This is a genomic window from Streptomyces sp. NPDC051051 (genome assembly GCF_040682975.1).
Classification (GTDB): domain Bacteria; phylum Actinomycetota; class Actinomycetes; order Streptomycetales; family Streptomycetaceae; genus Streptomyces.
Genome location: NZ_JBFBCB010000065.1, coordinates 1 through 15161, shown reverse-complemented (window position 1 = coordinate 15161; position 15161 = coordinate 1). Strand labels below are relative to the sequence as shown.

13 protein-coding genes are annotated in these 15161 nt (G+C 71.9%); 9 read left to right on the top strand and 4 right to left on the bottom strand.

Annotation, left to right across the window (positions count from 1 at the left end; all coding sequences use genetic code 11):
- Nucleotides 1–86: 86 nt before the first annotated feature.
- Nucleotides 87–1802, bottom strand: coding sequence for a hypothetical protein (locus AB0N31_RS32470; protein ID WP_366062074.1), 1716 nt, complete (start codon nucleotides 1800–1802; stop codon nucleotides 87–89).
- A gap of 309 nt (nucleotides 1803–2111) precedes the next feature.
- On the opposite strand from AB0N31_RS32470, the gene radA reads away from it, so the two are divergent.
- Together radA and disA are read left to right on the top strand one after the other, a co-directional pair.
- A complete protein-coding gene (gene radA / locus AB0N31_RS32465; RefSeq protein ID WP_366062073.1) occupies nucleotides 2112–3521 on the top strand; it encodes a DNA repair protein RadA in 1410 nt (469 codons plus the stop codon).
- Between the two features lie 81 nt (nucleotides 3522–3602).
- Nucleotides 3603–4727 carry a DNA integrity scanning diadenylate cyclase DisA gene (gene disA, locus AB0N31_RS32460; RefSeq protein WP_366062072.1) on the top strand — a complete coding sequence of 375 codons (1125 nt, stop codon included), beginning with the start codon at nucleotides 3603–3605 and terminating at the stop codon, nucleotides 4725–4727.
- A gap of 145 nt (nucleotides 4728–4872) precedes the next feature.
- Here the strand turns inward: disA and AB0N31_RS32455 are convergent, their stop codons facing one another.
- Complete coding sequence (locus AB0N31_RS32455) at nucleotides 4873–5691, bottom strand: hypothetical protein (protein ID WP_366062071.1); 819 nt, start codon at nucleotides 5689–5691, stop codon at nucleotides 4873–4875.
- 313 nt (nucleotides 5692–6004) lie between these two features.
- Here AB0N31_RS32455 and AB0N31_RS32450 point away from each other — a divergent pair, with 313 nt between their 5' ends.
- The 5 genes from AB0N31_RS32450 to cseC all read left to right on the top strand — a co-directional run bounded on the left by AB0N31_RS32450 (nucleotide 6005) and on the right by cseC (nucleotide 10773).
- Entirely contained in the window at nucleotides 6005–6994 is a 990-nt protein-coding gene (locus AB0N31_RS32450) for an A/G-specific adenine glycosylase (RefSeq protein ID WP_366062070.1), read from the top strand.
- A gap of 301 nt (nucleotides 6995–7295) precedes the next feature.
- Nucleotides 7296–7838: a SigE family RNA polymerase sigma factor gene (locus tag AB0N31_RS32445; RefSeq protein WP_366062069.1), complete on the top strand. Its 543-nt coding sequence runs from the start codon at nucleotides 7296–7298 to the stop codon at nucleotides 7836–7838.
- Entirely contained in the window at nucleotides 7823–8485 is a 663-nt protein-coding gene (locus AB0N31_RS32440; RefSeq protein WP_366062068.1) for a hypothetical protein, read from the top strand. The genes AB0N31_RS32445 and AB0N31_RS32440 overlap by 16 nt, the downstream gene beginning before the upstream one ends.
- Before the next feature lie 230 nt (nucleotides 8486–8715).
- Nucleotides 8716–9417 carry a two-component system response regulator CseB gene (cseB, locus tag AB0N31_RS32435; RefSeq protein ID WP_366062067.1) on the top strand — a complete coding sequence of 234 codons (702 nt, stop codon included), beginning with the start codon at nucleotides 8716–8718 and terminating at the stop codon, nucleotides 9415–9417.
- Nucleotides 9418–9429: 12 nt separating this feature from the next.
- A complete protein-coding gene (cseC, locus tag AB0N31_RS32430; protein WP_366062066.1) occupies nucleotides 9430–10773 on the top strand; it encodes a two-component system sensor histidine kinase CseC in 1344 nt (447 codons plus the stop codon).
- A gap of 176 nt (nucleotides 10774–10949) precedes the next feature.
- On the opposite strand, the gene AB0N31_RS32425 is transcribed toward cseC, so the two are convergent.
- Nucleotides 10950–12539, bottom strand: coding sequence for an MDR family MFS transporter (locus AB0N31_RS32425; RefSeq protein ID WP_366062065.1), 1590 nt, complete (start codon nucleotides 12537–12539; stop codon nucleotides 10950–10952).
- A gap of 170 nt (nucleotides 12540–12709) precedes the next feature.
- Between AB0N31_RS32425 and AB0N31_RS32420 the strand changes: the two genes are divergently transcribed.
- A complete protein-coding gene (locus tag AB0N31_RS32420) occupies nucleotides 12710–13306 on the top strand; it encodes a TetR/AcrR family transcriptional regulator (RefSeq protein ID WP_366062064.1) in 597 nt (198 codons plus the stop codon).
- Between the two features lie 22 nt (nucleotides 13307–13328).
- Here AB0N31_RS32420 and AB0N31_RS32415 read toward each other — a convergent pair whose 3' ends face one another.
- A complete protein-coding gene (locus AB0N31_RS32415; protein ID WP_366062063.1) occupies nucleotides 13329–13937 on the bottom strand; it encodes a M23 family metallopeptidase in 609 nt (202 codons plus the stop codon).
- Nucleotides 13938–14453: 516 nt separating this feature from the next.
- Here AB0N31_RS32415 and AB0N31_RS32410 point away from each other — a divergent pair.
- A complete protein-coding gene (locus AB0N31_RS32410) occupies nucleotides 14454–15092 on the top strand; it encodes an HAD family acid phosphatase (protein ID WP_366062062.1) in 639 nt (212 codons plus the stop codon).
- Nucleotides 15093–15161 lie beyond the last annotated feature (69 nt).

The following is a 15161-nucleotide window of genomic DNA, read 5'->3' as shown; positions in this document are numbered from 1 at the left end:
GCCCGGCTCTCCGGAGCCGGGCCGACCCGCTTCGCCGACCGCGCGGCCGCGCCCCCGCGTCGCGGCCCGTCCCCGCCCGTCCCGGCCTACGGCGTCGGCGGGCTCGGGTCGCCGTTGCCGTTGCCGTCCGGCGGCGGGGTCGAGCCGCCCGGATCGGACGGGGACGGGTCGGTGGGCGTGGGCTCGGGATCGGCGGAGGTCGGCGGGTCGCTCGGCGTGGGACCGGTGGTGGGCGGGGCCGTCGGGGTCGGCTCCGGGTCGGACGAGGGGGGTGGCCCGCTCGGTGCGGGGCCGGGGTCCGAGGGGGCGGGTGCGGCGCCGTGGCCCTCGATGGAGACGACGGCACCGGCCGGCGAGATCGCCACGCGCGCGTGCCAGGGCCCGGTGGGCTCGCGCAGGTGGTCGACGTACACCTTGACCGTGATCGATTCGCCGGGCCGGAGGGTGCCCGTGGTGCGGCTCAGGTAGAGCCAGGAGGCGCCGGTGGTCGCCGACCAGCGGACCGGCCCGTCCGCGTCCCGTGCCGCGGTCAGGGTGATCAGGGTGGTGGCGCCGCTGTTCCCGGCCGTGACGGACAGGTGTCCCGCGCCCCTGTCGCCGAGTCCGGGGACGCTGACGACCTCCACGGAGACGTCGGGCCCGCCGCCCTCCGGGAGGCGGGAGCCGGGCCGGGTGCTGGCGTTGCCGGCGTTCTGGTAGCCGCCCGGCCCGTCTCCGTCGAGGCCGTCGTGGCCCTTGGCCTCGCTGGCGGTGGGCGAGCGGCCGTCGGAGTCGGCGGTCGGTGTGCCCCGGTAGGCCGCCCACAGGGCGAGCACGGGCGCGGCGACGACGGTGGCGACGACCGTCGTGGTGACGGCACGCGCGCGGAGGCGGTCCCGCCGGGCGGCGCGGTCCTTGGGGTCCATCGGGAAGCCTCGCCGGTCGAAGCGCGGCGCGGCGGCACCCCGCGCGCGTGGCAGGTGCGCCAGGACGGTGTGCAGGGCCGCGCGGGGGGCTTCCAGAACCGGCAGTTCGGCGGGTGTGACGCCGGCGCCCGGCCAGCGGCCGGGGACCGCGCACTCCGCCGCGCGGCGGCAGCGCGGGCAGTCGTCGACGTGCCGGACGAGTTCGCGGCGCAGCGCGGCACTGAGCACGAGCTGGTGGTCGCCGGTGAGGCGGGCCACGCCGGGGCAGCCGCCGGTCTCGACGACGGCCAGGGCCGCCCGGGTGCGTTCGACCTCGCAGGCGGCGGAGGCGAGCAGTTCGCGGGCCGCGGCGACCTCCATGCCGAGAACGGCCGCCACCTCGTGGACGGCGAGGTGGTGCCGTACGGCGAGCTCGAGCGCCTCGCGCTGTTCCGGGCTGGTGCCCGCGGCCTCAGGCCAGGCGAGCAGGGCGAGTTCGCGCCGCCGTCGCTCCTGGAGGTCGTCGGGCACGGGCACGGGCTCGGTGCCGCTCTGCCGGTGGGCGCCGTGCCGGCCCGGCGCGTGCGTGCCCTGACGTTTCTGCTTGGCCTCGGCGAGCTTGCGCAGGCAGGCCCAGCGGGCCAGTGCGTAGAGCCAGGCCCTGCGGTCGCCGGCGGCGCCCGGGACGCGTTGTCCGCGCCGCTCGGCGAACGTCAGGACGTCGCCGAGGGCCGCCGTGGCGGTGTCGTGGTCGCACAGGACGGACAGACAGTAGGTGAACAGGCCGTCGAGGTAGGGCTCGTAGCGCGCGGGGGGGCGCTGCGCCGCCGCGCGCGCCGCAGCGCGGTCGCGCGCCTCCCTGTGCGCCCGGTGTGCGCCGGTCGTGCGGGTCGAGGTTTCCGGACTGCTGCTCATCACCCGTGCGACCGTAGGCGTCGCGGAACGACCTCTTCTGCCCCCTGGAGTCCTTTTAATCCGTACGGGTGAAACGATCCCTCATAAGGGGACAGGAACAGAGGGTCGAGTGGCTCGTTCTTGACGGGGCCGGCCGGTTCACAGGGGGTGAGGTGGCCCGGCCGGGGGGATGGCCGGGCGCACCTCGCCCGGTGTCCGCCGCCCCGGGGGGGGTGGGAGCGGTGGACGCCACCTCGGGTCGCGTCTGCCCCGGCGGGCCCGCTTCATGCACAGGCTTCTCGCGTTGTCGGACCCGGCGGTTACGGTTTCCCCATGGCTGCCCGCACGAAGACCACCAAGGACCGTCCGTCGTACCGCTGCACGGAGTGCGGGTGGCAGACGGCGAAGTGGCTCGGCCGCTGCCCCGAATGCCAGGCCTGGGGCACGGTCGAGGAGTACGGCGCGCCCGCGGTCCGTACGACGGCGCCCGGCCGCGTCACCACCTCCGCCCTGCCGATCGGCCAGGTCGACGGCCGTCAGGCCACCGCCCGCCCCACCGGTGTCCCCGAGCTGGACCGCGTGCTGGGCGGCGGGCTGGTCCCCGGCGCCGTCGTCCTGCTGGCCGGTGAGCCGGGCGTCGGCAAGTCCACGCTCCTGCTCGACGTGGCCGCCAAGTCCGCGAGCGACGAACACCGCACGTTGTACGTCACGGGCGAGGAGTCGGCCAGCCAGGTCCGGCTGCGGGCCGACCGCATCGGCGCCATCGACGACCATCTGTATCTCGCCGCGGAGACCGATCTGGCCGCCGTCCTGGGCCACTTGGACGCCGTGAAGCCGTCCCTGCTGATCGTCGACTCGGTGCAGACCGTGGCCTCCCCGGAGATCGACGGCGCCCCCGGCGGCATGGCCCAGGTCCGCGAGGTCGCCGGCGCGCTGATCCGCGCCTCGAAGGAGCGCGGCATGTCCACGCTGCTGGTGGGCCATGTCACCAAGGACGGCGCGATCGCCGGCCCGCGCCTCCTCGAACACCTCGTGGACGTCGTCCTGTCCTTCGAGGGCGACCGGCACGCGCGCCTGCGTCTGGTGCGAGGCGTCAAGAACCGCTACGGCGCCACCGACGAGGTCGGCTGCTTCGAACTGCACGACGAGGGCATCACGGGCCTTGCCGACCCGAGCGGACTCTTCCTGACCCGTCGTGACGAACCGGTCCCCGGCACCTGCCTGACGGTCACCCTGGAGGGGCGCCGCCCCCTGGTCGCCGAGGTGCAGGCGCTCACCGTCGATTCGCAGATCCCCTCGCCCCGCCGCACCACCTCCGGCCTGGAGACCTCCCGCGTCTCGATGATGCTCGCGGTCCTGGAGCAGCGGGGCAGGATCAGCGCGCTCGGCAAGCGGGACATCTATTCCGCGACGGTCGGCGGCGTGAAGCTCTCCGAGCCCGCGGCGGACCTGGCGATCGCCCTCGCGCTGGCCTCCGCGGCGAGCGACACCCCCCTGCCCAAGAACCTCGTCGCGATCGGCGAAGTGGGCCTCGCGGGCGAGGTCAGACGGGTCACGGGCGTGCAGCGCAGACTCGCCGAAGCGCACCGCCTGGGCTTCACGCACGCGCTCGTACCGGGCGATCCCGGCAAGATCCCCGCGGGGATGAAGGTCCTGGAAGTGGCGAACATGGGGGACGCCCTGCGGGTGCTGCCGCGCTCCCCTCGGCGAGAGGCCCCGCGGGAGGCTGAGGAGCGCCGGTAGACTTTGCCCAGGTCTCGCCCGTCCGTACGAACCGAGTGCGTGAAACGGGAGCACCCCAGAACCTGTGACCGGAGGAGTGCAGTGGCAGCCAACGACCGGGCGGCAGCTCCCGGAAAGTCCGGTGGGAGTCCCGGTGCCGACGGCCTGATGCGTGCCGCGCTGAGCGCGGTGGCTCCCGGCACGGCCCTGCGCGACGGCCTGGAAAGAGTGCTCCGCGGCAACACCGGCGGACTCATCGTGCTCGGCTCCGACAAGACGGTCGAGACGATGTGCACGGGCGGATTCGTCCTGGATGTCGAGTTCACGGCCACGCGCCTGCGCGAGCTGTGCAAGCTCGACGGCGGCATCGTGGTCTCCTCCGACCTGTCCAAGATCCTCCGGGCCGGCGTGCAGCTCGTGCCGGACCCCACCATCCCCACGGAGGAGACCGGCACCCGCCACCGCACGGCGGACCGCGTCAGCAAGCAGGTCGGCTTCCCCATCGTCTCGGTCTCCCAGTCCATGCGCCTGATCGCGCTCTACGTCGACGGCCAGCGCCGCGTTCTGGAGGACTCCGCGGCGATCCTGTCCCGCGCGAACCAGGCGCTCGCGACCCTGGAGCGCTACAAGCTCCGCCTGGACGAGGTCGCGGGAACGTTGTCAGCGCTGGAGATCGAGGACCTGGTGACGGTCCGGGACGTCTCGGCGGTGGCGCAGCGCCTGGAGATGGTACGCCGCATCGCCACCGAAATCGCCGAATACGTGGTCGAACTGGGCACCGACGGCCGTCTTCTCTCCCTCCAGCTCGACGAGTTGATCGCGGGCGTGGAGCCGGAGCGTGAACTGGTGGTCCGGGACTACGTTCCGGAGCCCACCGCCAAGCGTTCCCGCACGGTCGACGAGGCGCTGTACGAGCTGGACGCGCTCAGCCACGCGGAGCTGCTGGAGATGTCCACGGTGGCGCGCGCGTTGGGCTACACCGGCTCCCCGGAGGCCCTCGACTCGGCGGTCTCCCCGCGCGGGTTCCGCCTGCTGGCCAAGGTTCCCCGCCTCCCCGGCGCGATCATCGACCGCCTGGTGGAGCACTTCGGCGGTCTCCAGAAGCTCCTGGCGGCGAGCGTCGACGACCTTCAGACGGTCGACGGCGTGGGCGAGGCGCGGGCGCGCAGCGTGCGCGAAGGCCTGTCCCGCCTGGCGGAGTCGTCGATCCTGGAGAGGTACGTCTGAGGCCGGCGGCCTCTGGGACCGGCGGCGCCCCTGGAACCGACGGTGCCTCCGAGACCGGCGGTGGCTCCGAACCTCTCGGTGCCCGTGTCGCGTGCGCGGGCCCGACCGCGCCCCGGGCGAGGAGCGACGCCCGGGCGGCCCTGCCTCAGTCCTGCTCCAGGACGAAGGAGGTCTGCGCCTTCGCGAACCCGGGAGCCTTCGCCTCCACCAGGTACGTCCCGGCCCCGGCCGCTCCCGCCGGAGGCGTCGCACACTCCGGCACACTCGGCTTCCGGTCCCAGGTCACGGTGTACGTGAAGCCGCCCCCGGCCGGCACCCGGTACAGGAGGCTCGTGGCCCCCTTCGGGCAGTCGGCGGACGACCAGTAGTCGTCGTCGGCGCCGGCCCGAGTGATCGTCAAAACCGCCTTCTTCGGACCGAGATCGACCTTGCAGTCGCTTCCGGAGGAGTTCTTCGCCGTCAGCCGGAACGTGGGCGTCTGGTCCGGCGAGTACGTGTTGCGGACGCTGCGCAGGCTCAACGTGACCACGCTGGCGGTGCAGTTGGGCAATGTCGTACCGGCCGGCAGAGTCGTGCCCGACCCGCTGCCGTTGGCGCCGTCGTCCGAACCGCCGGACCCTGCCGAACCCGCGCCGCCCGTGTCCGCGCCGCCGGACCCGGCACCGTCGCCCGAGCCCGAACCGGAACCCGAACCGGAGCCGCCGGAGTCCTCGTCGCCCGACTCGTCGCGCCCGCCGGGGTTTTGGCTGATCGCGGGCCCGGACCCGGACGGGCCCGGCGTGATGGAGGACGCGGGATTCTTGCCGTTGGAGCCGTCCGCACCGTTCTTGCCGCCACCCCCGCCCGAGCTGACCACCCAGGTGACCAGCAACGCCAACAGGGCGACCACGGACAGCAGTACGCCCCTCCGTCGCCAGTAGATGGAGGAGGGAAGCGGCCCGACCGGATTGCGCAGAGATCCCACGGCGCAAACTGTACGAGAGATCCTTGCGTTGTCCGGCGTCACCCGCCGCCCCGCCCACAACTTTTCCGGATCATCATCCCGGACAGGGCTGCCCCGCCGCCGACTTGTGTCCTCGTGCGCCCGCCCCGGCGGCGGGACGTGACACCGGAGCGACGCGACACGCACGGAGCGTGACGGCGCACGCCTCCGCTCTCGCGCCCCCCGCAGCTGCGGCCGCGCCCGCGGCACACGCGCGCGGACGCCTCGCGCGCCCCGCCCCACCGGTGGCGGTACGCGCGCGTGCCCCCGCGCGCATGGCAGGATCGGAAGGGCCATGACTGCGCCCACGAAGCCCTCGCACAGCAGCCCCGCCGACACCGTCTGCGGACCGCCCCCCGGAGAGCGGCCGCGCCCGGCCACGACCGACCCGACGGCGGCCGCGCCGGACTCCGGCGCACGCCTGCACTCCCCCGTCATCGACTGGTTCGACGACCACGCCCGCGACCTGCCCTGGCGGCGCCCCGAGGCCGGTGCCTGGGGAGTGATGGTCAGCGAGTTCATGCTCCAGCAGACGCCGGTCAGCCGCGTCCTGCCGGTCTACGAGCAGTGGCTCGCCCGCTGGCCGCGCCCCGCCGATCTGGCCGCCGAGTCCCCCGGCGAGGCCGTCCGCGCCTGGGGCCGACTCGGCTACCCGCGTCGCGCCCTGCGGCTGCACGGCGCCGCGGTGGCCATAACGGAACGGCACGACGGCGACGTGCCGGCGGACCACGCGCAACTGCTGGCCCTGCCCGGCATCGGCGAGTACACGGCCGCCGCCGTCGCCTCCTTCGCGTACGGACAGCGGCACGCCGTCCTGGACACCAACGTCCGCCGGGTGTTCGCGCGCGCGGTCACGGGTGTGCAGTACCCGCCGAACGCCACCACGGCCGCCGAGCGCAAACTGGCGCGCGCCCTGCTGCCCGAGGACGAGAGGACCGCCGCGCGCTGGGCGGCCGCGTCCATGGAACTGGGCGCCCTCGTGTGCACGGCGCGGAACGAGAGCTGTCACCGCTGCCCGATCGCCGCCCAGTGCGCCTGGCGGCTGGCGGGCAAGCCGGAGCACGACGGCCCGGCACGCCGCGGCCAGACGTACGCCGGTACGGACCGGCAGGTGCGCGGCAAGCTGCTCGCCGTACTGAGGGAGGCTCACACGCCCGTGCTCCAGACGGAGCTCGACCAGGTGTGGCACGAGCCGGTGCAACGCGCGCGTGCACTGGACGGCCTCGTCGCGGACGGCCTGGTGGAACCGCTGCCGGGCGGCCTGTACCGGTTGCCGCTCACCTGACGCACAGTCAGTTCACGGGTGTCCGGCGGCCCGAGGCCACCGGGCGGCCCTCCGTCACGGTCGACCGGCGGGCGAACCATCTCGAACCATGCGCATTCGGCTCTCCTCCTTACCCCTGACCCGCCTTCGTTACACAACCGACGGACAGCCGACTGCTAGCCGCAGGCTGCCTCGGACAGTGCCGTGACAACACCTCCGTAGCTTCCTTCGTGTGCCCGGCAGCGACACGAGGGCCACAGACCACGAGCGCGAAACCGGCGGACCACAGCCAGCCGGAACGGGGATACGGAGGCGGTTGATCATGGCGCAGGGAGAGGTGCTCGAGTTCGAGGAGTACGTCCGCACCCGGCAGGACGCGCTGCTGCGCAGTGCCCGTCGACTGGTCCCGGACCCGGTGGACGCCCAGGACCTGCTCCAGACCGCGCTGGCGCGTACGTACGGCCGCTGGGACGGCATCGCGGACAAGCGTCTGGCGGACGCCTACCTGCGCCGGGTCATGATCAACACGCGGACCGAGTGGTGGCGCGCCCGCAAGCTGGAGGAAGTGCCCACCGAGCAGTTGCCGGACGCCAGCGTGGAGGACTCCACCCAGCAGCACGCGGACCGTGCCCTGCTGATGGACGCCATGAAGGTGCTCGCTCCGAAGCAGCGCAGTGTCGTCGTACTGCGACACTGGGAGCAGATGTCCACGGAGGAGACCGCCGCCGCCCTCGGCATGTCGGCCGGTACGGTCAAGAGCACGCTGCACCGGGCGCTCGCCCGGCTCCGCGAGGAGCTGGAAACCCGCGATCTGGACGCACGCGCGCTGGAGCGTGAGGAGCGGGAGCGTTGCACGGCGGCCTGACCGAGGCCGGGCCCTCACCGGCCCGAAGCACCTTCCAGGCGGTGACCACGGCGCTGGCCGTGCTCGCCGCCGTCGGCCTTTTCCTGTCCTCGTGCGCCACCGGCGGCACCGGCGCCCGTGACGAGGGCCCGGCGCACGCCGAAGCGGTCGTCGGCGCCACCGCCTCCCCGTCGAGCACCCCCACCGACACCCCCGACCGCACCGACGCCGTCCGGCTCGTCAAGGACGACCCCGAGGTGTCGGAGGAGGTCAAGCGCGAGCTGAAACCGTGCGTCGGCGACGAGTACCCGATCGACGTCTCCTTCGGCGATCTCACCGGCGGCACCGAGAGCGACGTCGTCGTCAACGTGCTGACGTGCGGTGACGCGGTCGGCGTCGGGTCGTACGTGTACCGCCGCACGAGCGGCCGTTACGAGAACGTGTTCAAGACCGAGGAGCCCCCGGTCTACGCAGAGATAGACCGCGGCGACCTGGTGGTGACCAAGCAGGTGTACGAGAAGGGCGACCCCGTCTCCAGCCCCTCCGGCGAGAACGTGATCACGTACCGCTGGACGGCCTCGGGCCGCTTCGTCAAGGAGTACAGCTGGCACAACGACTACAGCAGCGTCGTCGGGGACGACGCGACGCCGGTTCCGGAGAGCGGCTGACGGACTCCGCGCACCGACGTCGAACGCCCGTGCCGCCGGGCCTCCGCGAAAAAATCCTCCGCCGTGTGAACCGTTCGAGCCTCCCGGACCGATGAACCAGTGAACGCACCAGGCGCTCCGGGCGTCCCCCCTAGGGACGGCCGACCTGACAGCGGACCGACGGACAGCGCAGACCCGCGACCGCCCACCACCGCACACCCACGACACCACCGAGGACTGAGAGCACCGGGATGGCAGACCAGACCCACGTCCTGTTCGTCGAGGACGACGACGTCATCCGCGAGGCCACCCAGCTGGCCCTGGAGCGGGACGGCTTCGTGGTCACCGCGATGCCCGACGGCCTGTCCGGCCTGGAGGCGTTCCGGGCGGACCGCCCCGACATCGCCCTGCTGGACGTGATGGTGCCCGGACTGGACGGCGTGAGCCTGTGCCGGCGCATCCGGGACGAGTCCACCGTGCCGGTGATCATGCTCTCCGCGCGGGCCGACTCCATCGACGTCGTGCTCGGCCTCGAGGCGGGCGCCGACGACTACGTGACCAAGCCGTTCGACGGCGCCGTCCTGGTCGCCCGCATCCGCGCGGTGCTGCGCCGGTTCGGGCACGCGGGCGGGCCCGACCGGGGCGAGGCGGATTCCTCCGCCGCCGGGGGCGTGCTGACCTTCGGCGAGCTGGAGATCGACACCGAGGGCATGGAGGTCCGCCGGGCCGGGCAGCCGGTCGCGCTCACCCCGACCGAGATGCGCCTCCTGCTGGAGTTCTCCTCCGCCCCGGGCACGGTCCTCTCCCGGGACAAGCTGCTGGAGCGGGTGTGGGACTACGGCTGGGGCGGGGACACCCGCGTCGTCGACGTCCACGTGCAGCGACTGCGGACGAAGATCGGCCAGGACCGGATCGAGACGGTCCGCGGCTTCGGCTACAAACTGAAGGCCTGAGCGGACAGGGGTATGCGGGGGATGTTGCGGCACCTGGTTCCGGCCCGCGCCGAGCGCACGGGCATCCACACCGGCCTGCGGTGGAAGCTGAGCGCGGCCATCGCGCTGGTCGGGGCGCTGGTGGCCGTCGTGCTCAGCCTCGTCGTCCACAACGCCGCCCGGGTCTCCATGCTGGACAACGCACGCGACCTCGCCGACGAGCGCGTCCAGATCGCCCAGCGCAACTACGAGCTGTCCGGGCGCCCCAATTTCCCCAACATCAAGATCGACGACCAGGACCTGCCGTCGGAGCTGAGGTTCAGAGTCGAGGAGGGGCGCCGGGCCACGTTCGTCTCCGACCACGGCGGCGGGGCGCCCGACATCTGGGCGGCCGTGCCCCTGAAGGACGGCCATGTGCTCTCCCTGCACACCGGCTTCACCGACCGCAGCACGGACATCCTGTACGACCTCGACCAGGCCCTGGTGATCGGCTCCATCGCGGTCGTCCTCGGCGGCAGCGCACTCGGGGTGCTGATCGGCGGACAGCTGTCACGCCGGCTGCGCAAGGCGGCGGCCGCGGCGAACCGGGTCGCCAGGGGCGAGACGGAGGTGCGGGTGCGGGACGCCATCGGCGGGGTCGTGCGCGACGAGACCGACGACCTGGCGTCCGCCGTGGACGCCATGGCGGACGCCCTCCAGCAGCGGCTGGAGGCCGAGCGCCGGGTCACCGCCGACATCGCGCACGAGCTGCGCACACCGGTGACCGGGCTGCTGACGGCCGCCGAGCTGCTGCCACCGGGCCGGCCCACCGAGCTGGTCATGGACCGGGCGAAGGCCATGCGCACGCTCGTCGAGGACGTCCTGGAGGTGGCCCGCCTCGACGGCGCCTCCGAGCGCGCCGAGTTGCAGGACATCCTGCTGGGCGAGTTCGTCACCCGGCGGGTGGCGGCCAAGGACCCGGAGGCCGAGGTGCGGGTGGTGCACGAGTCCATGGTCACCACCGACCCCCGGCGCCTGGAGCGCGTGCTGTTCAACCTGCTCACCAACGCCGGCCGGCACGGCAAGCCACCGATCCAGGTCACCGTCGAGGGCCGGGTCATCCGGGTCCGCGACCACGGCCCCGGGTTCCCCCAGGACCTGCTCGCGGAGGGCCCGAGCCGCTTCCGCACCGGGAGCAGCGACCGGGCAGGCCGCGGCCACGGCCTGGGCCTCACCATCGCGGCAGGGCAGGCCCGCGTCCTGGGCGCCCGGCTGACCTTCCGCAACGTACGGCCGGCGGGGGCGCCGGCGCACATACCGTCCGAGGGCGCGGTGGCAGTCCTGTGGCTGCCGGAACACGCCCCGACGAACACGGGAAGCTATCCGATGCTGCCGTGAGGGCGGGCGCGGGCCGGTCGGGGCGGGTGCCCCGTGGGACGGCGTGCTGATCGGACGCATCGCCCGCCCCAGGCCGCGGGCCCCCGGGGCGGCACCGGCCGGGGGCCTCTCGCAGAGCTTCCGCGGCGACCCGGAACCGCCGCTCTCAGCAGGCGGCGGCAGTCCCTCCGGGTGGATCAGACGGGCTCGACCACCGACATCCCGGGGGCGGTGGACTCGTCCGCGGCGCCCTCCGTCTTCGGTCCGGCTCCGCGGAGGGGGACCTCCTTGACGAACACGGCCGCCACCAGCGCGACCACGGCCACGACGGCTCCGAGCACGAACGCCGCGTGGGTGCCGTCGGAGACCGCGTACTGGTAGGCCTCCCGCACCGGGGCCGGGAGCTTGGCAAGGCTGTCGGCGTCCAGTTGCGCGGACTGCTCGGTGATCTTGGAGCCCAGTGCGCCGGTCCGCTCGGACATGGCGTCCTGGACCCGGCTGTTGAACAACGCGCCCATGATCGCGACGCCGAAGGAGGAGCCGAGCGTACGGAAGAGGGTGGCCGAGGAGGACGCGACGCCCATGTCCTTCATCTCGACGCTGTTCTGCGCGACCAGCATGGTGATCTGCATCAGGCAGCCCATGCCGAGGCCCACGACGGCCATGAACACACCGGAGGTGAACCGGGAGGTGCCGGTGTCCATCGTCGAGAGCAGGTACAGGCCGACGATCATCAGCGCGCCGCCGAGGACCGGGAAGACCTTGTAGCGGCCGCTGCTGGTGGTGATCCGGCCGGCGACCATCGAGGTCACGAGCATCGCGCCGAGCATCGGCAGGAGCAGCAGGCCGGAGTTGGTCGCCGAGGCGCCCTGCACCGCCTGCTGGTACAGCGGCAGGAACAGGGTGGCGCCGAACATCACGAAGCCGGTGATGAAGCCGATCACCGACATCAGCGTGAAGTTGCGGCTGCGGAAGATGTGCAGCGGCAGGATCGGCTCCACGGCCCTGGTCTGCCAGAACACGAACCCGACGAGCGCCGCGACGCCGATGCCGATCAGTTCCATGATCCGCGCGGAGGACCAGGCGTACTCGGTGCCGCCCCAGGTGGTGACGAGCACGATGGAGGTGATGCCGACGGTGAGCAGCCCGGCGCCCAGGTAGTCGATGCGAGCCTGGGACCGCTTCTTCGGCAGGTGCAGGACGGCGGTGATCAGGCCGAGGGCCACCACGCCGAGCGGCAGGTTGATGTAGAAGGCCCAGCGCCAGCCCCAGTGGTCGGTGATGGTGCCGCCGACCAGCGGTCCGCCGATCATCGCTATCGCCATCACGGCGGCCATCATGCCCTGGTACTTGCCGCGCTCCCGCGGCGGGACGAGGTCGCCGATGATCGCCATGACGCCGACCATCAGACCGCCGGCGCCCAGCCCCTGCACCGCGCGGAAGCCGATCAGCTGGCCCATGTCCTGGGCCATGCCGCTCAGCGCCGACCCGGCCAGGAAGATGACGATGGAGCTGAGGAAGGCGCCCTTGCGCCCGTACATGTCGCCGAGCTTGCCCCAGATCGGGGTGGAGGCGGCGGTGGCGAGGGTGTACGAGGTCACCACCCATGACAGGTGTTCGAGGCCGCCGAGGTCGCCGACGATCGTGGGCATCGCGGTGCCGACGATCATGTTGTCGAGCATCGCGAGCATCATGGTGATCATCAGTGCGAGGATCACGACCCGCACGCTCTGCTGTTTCTTCTCCTGCGCGCCAGCGTCCGGCTCAACGGTTCGGGTGTCCGCCATCGTCATCCCACTCCCCCAGGGCGGCTACTTACTTGCCGCCCGGCTAGTTCACTACACTGGGAAAATAGACCCGCAACTAGCCGGGCGTCAAGTAAGTTTCAATCCGAAGGGAAGGTAAGCGTCTCTTACCTTCCGGCTGCCGGTTTCGCGGCGACGCGAGGAGTACGAGGATGGACGTCACCATGGACGGCACCAAGCAGCGACGCCGCGGCAACACGCGCCAGCGCATCCAGGACGTGGCACTGGAACTCTTCGCCGAGCAGGGCTACGAGAAGACCTCGCTCCGCGAGATCGCGGAACATCTCCAGGTCACCAAGGCGGCCCTGTACTACCACTTCAAGACCAAGGAAGAGATCATCGTCAGCATCTTCACGGATCTGACGAAGCCGATCGAGGACCTGGTCGAGTGGGGCCGCAGCCGGCCGCACACCCTGGAGACCAAGCAGGAACTCCTGCGGCGCTACAGCCAGGCGCTCAGTGAGGCGGCCCCGTTCTTCCGCTTCATGCAGGAGAACCAGGCGACGGTCCGCGAACTCCAGATCGGCGAGTCCTTCAAGGACCGGATGCGCGGGCTGCGCGACATCGTCATCGACCCGGACGCCCCGCTCACCGATCAGGTCCGCTGCGTCAGCGCCATCTTCACGCTGCATGCCGGGATGTTCTTCCTGCAGGACCTCGAAGGCGACCCCGAGGAGAAGCGCGAAGCCGTCCTCGAGGTCGCCGTCGATCTGATCACCCAGGCCCATCAGGGCTCGCAGCCGTCCTGACGATGGCCGTCGATCACCGTCGTCAGACGGTCACGCCCTTGCCGCGCAGGAACTTCACCGGGTCGATCGCCGAACCGTAGTTGGCGGTGGTCCGGATCTCGAAGTGCAGGTGCGGGCCGCTGGAGTTGCCGGTGTTGCCGGACAGGGCTATGCGCTGGCCGGTCTTGACGATCTGGCCGACCTTCACGTTGATCTTCGAGAGGTGGGCGTACTGGGAGTACACGCCGTTGGCGTGCTTGATGACGATGGCGTTGCCGTAGGCGGGGCCGTCACCGGCGCCGTTGCCGCCGGCCTTGACGACCTTGCCGCCGTGGGCGGCGAAGACCTTGGTGCCGCTCGCCACGGCGAAGTCCTGGCCGCTGTGGGTGGAGTTCCACATGTTGCCGGCCTGGGCGAAGCTGGCGGACAGCTTGTACTTCTTCACCGGGTCGACCCAGGTGGCCGCCGAGGACTTCTTGGCCGCCGACACCACGGTCGCGGCCGCGGGCGCCGCCGCCTTGGCCTGGGGCGTGACCGCGGACGCCACTCCGCTCCCCAGCACGACCGTGGCGCCGAGAGCGGCGGCACCGACGGCCACGCGGGTGCGGAGCTGGGGCGTACGGGAAGAACGGAACATGACGCGCTGGAACATCGAAACCTCATGGTGCCGGGGACAGAGAGAAGCACCCGACGTACGGACGTCCGCCGGATGGCCATCCCTTGGTAACCCGCGGCCCGCCAATGCCCCAAACGTGTGATCTACGACGGAAGCTAGTACATACCACCAAAACGGAACACTTCCTGACAGCCCGCCCTCTACCCGACATAGGCCCCCGTTCCACGCGGCAGGCCCGCCGGGCGAATCCACCCTGGGCGTTATGTCCGATTCACCCCAATGGGGGTCAGTACTATTCCGCGTAGTACGTGACGTAGCTCCTGTGCGGCACATCACCGGACGCCCGCCGTACGGCACTTCGGAATGTGACGGCGGCTACTCCCCCACCCCTGGGGGCACTTGTGACCCCCGTCACGAAGCGTGCACGAGGGTGTGACGGGCCTCTCAGGGCCCTCTACCGTCCAGTAACCCGCTGGTTCCCCTCAAGCCATCCCCACCGATGAGCATGCCCACGACACCCGCAGCGCTTGGACGCGAGAGGACCCCCACACCATGACCAGAGGCACCTGGACGCGCCGTATCGGCATGACCGCCGTGGCGACGGCCGCCATCACCGCGATGACCGTCCCGGCCGGAGCCCAGGCGGCGACGGCCACCGGCACCGCCTCCGTCGCCACCACCGCCGCCGCGCAGGCCGAGGTCGACTACGCCACCTGGCAGGCGGACTGCCTGGCGGTGACGAACCAGGTCCTGCCGTACCTGAAGCAGCGCATCGCCGCCGCCAAGCCGGGCGAGAAGCAGGCTGTCGTCCTCGACATCGACAACACCACCCTGGAGACCGACTTCGGCTTCAGCTACCCGCAGCCGGCCAACAAGCCGGTTCTCGACGTCGCCAAGTACGCCCAGGAGCACGGCGTCTCCCTGTTCTTCGTCACCGCCCGCCCCGGCATCATCTCGGGCGTGACCGACTACAACCTGAAGTACGTCGGCTACAAGGTCTCCGGTCTCTACGTCCGCGGCCTGTTCGACCTCTTCAAGGACGTCGGCGCCTACAAGACCGCCCAGCGCGTCACCATCGAGTCCAAGGGCTACACGATCATCGCGAACATCGGCAACAGCGCCACCGACCTGTCGGGCGGCCACGCCGAGAAGACCTTCAAGCTGCCGGACTACGACGGCCAGCTGTCCTGAGGAACGCAAAGAGAGGGGCCGCCCCCCGGCCGGGGTTGCCGCGGCGGGCCCCACGAAATTTCGCACCCA

Bases quoted from the DNA above. Each gene is read 5' to 3' on its own strand.
- cseB (WP_366062067.1), top strand. From the start codon at position 8,716: ATGGCAGACCAGACCCACGTCCTGTTCGTCGAGGACGACGACGTCATC.
- AB0N31_RS32420 (WP_366062064.1), top strand. From the start codon at position 12,710: ATGGACGTCACCATGGACGGCACCAAGCAGCGACGCCGCGGCAACACG.
- radA (WP_366062073.1), top strand. From the start codon at position 2,112: ATGGCTGCCCGCACGAAGACCACCAAGGACCGTCCGTCGTACCGCTGC.
- AB0N31_RS32425 (WP_366062065.1), bottom strand. From the start codon at position 12,539: ATGGCGGACACCCGAACCGTTGAGCCGGACGCTGGCGCGCAGGAGAAG.
- AB0N31_RS32450 (WP_366062070.1), top strand. From the start codon at position 6,005: ATGACTGCGCCCACGAAGCCCTCGCACAGCAGCCCCGCCGACACCGTC.
- AB0N31_RS32445 (WP_366062069.1), top strand. From the start codon at position 7,296: ATGGCGCAGGGAGAGGTGCTCGAGTTCGAGGAGTACGTCCGCACCCGG.
- AB0N31_RS32410 (WP_366062062.1), top strand. From the start codon at position 14,454: ATGACCAGAGGCACCTGGACGCGCCGTATCGGCATGACCGCCGTGGCG.
- AB0N31_RS32415 (WP_366062063.1), bottom strand. From the start codon at position 13,937: ATGTTCCAGCGCGTCATGTTCCGTTCTTCCCGTACGCCCCAGCTCCGC.
- cseC (WP_366062066.1), top strand. From the start codon at position 9,430: ATGCGGGGGATGTTGCGGCACCTGGTTCCGGCCCGCGCCGAGCGCACG.